Source organism: Streptomyces sp. NPDC092952 (assembly GCF_044754785.1).
Lineage (GTDB): Bacteria > Actinomycetota > Actinomycetes > Streptomycetales > Streptomycetaceae > Streptomyces.
Genome location: NZ_JBIVPT010000007.1, coordinates 1 through 891 on the forward strand (window position 1 = coordinate 1; position 891 = coordinate 891).

Annotated in this window: 1 rRNA gene and 1 pseudogene; one reads left to right on the plus strand and one right to left on the minus strand. The window is 68.9% G+C overall.

What is annotated here, in order from left to right:
- Window positions 1–97, plus strand: a 5S ribosomal RNA gene (gene rrf, locus ACIQGQ_RS18450); the annotation flags it as partial.
- Between the two features lie 6 nt (window positions 98–103).
- Here rrf and ACIQGQ_RS18455 read toward each other — a convergent pair.
- Window positions 104–891 (minus strand): annotated as a pseudogene (locus ACIQGQ_RS18455) (hypothetical protein); the annotation flags it as partial.

The following is an 891-nucleotide window of genomic DNA, read 5'->3' on the forward strand; positions in this document are numbered from 1 at the left end:
GGAAACGCCCGGTTACATTCCGAACCCGGAAGCTAAGCCTTTCAGCGCCGATGGTACTGCAGGGGGGACCCTGTGGGAGAGTAGGACGCCGCCGAGCAATCTTTCAAGGACCCTTGGTCCCAGCGTTCACGCTGGGACCAAGGGTCCTTTTTGTTTTTGTCGAAGCGCGTCGGGTGTCCGGCTGCGTCAGAATGTCTTGTAGTACCCGATGACAGGAGTCTTGCCGATGTCCACCAACTCTCCCGACGATCGTTCGGAGCGCGAGCCGCGTCGCCGGGACGGTGGTGACCGGGGCGGCTTCAGCGGCCATCGCGACGGCCGTTCCGGCGGGCCGCGCCGGGACAACGACCGCAATGACCGTGGTGGCTACCGGCGTGATGACAGCCGGCCTTCCGGTGGTGGGTTCCGTCGTGACGACCGGGACCGGGATCGGGACCGTGGCCCGCGTCGGGACGACAACCGTGGCGGCGGCTTCGATGGTGGGTTCCGTCGCGATGACAACCGGCGTGATGACAACCGTGGCGGCGGCTTCCGTCGTGACGACCGTGACCGTGATCGTGGGCCGCGTCGGGATGATGAGCGCGGTGGGTTCCGTGGACCCCGCCGCGACGACGACCGGCCGCGTGGTCCGCGTCGCGACGACGACCGTGGCAGCTACCGCCGCGACGACAACCGCCGGGACGACAACCGTGGCGGCGGCTTCCGCCGAGATGACAACCGCCGCGACGACAACCGTGGCGGTGGGTTCCGGCGTGACGACAGCCGGCGTGATGACAGCCGTGGCGGTGGTTACGGTGGTGGGTTCCGTGGACCCCGCCGCGACGACGACCGGCCGCGTGGTCCGCGTCGCGACGACGACCGTGGCAGCTACCGCCGCGACGACAACCGCCG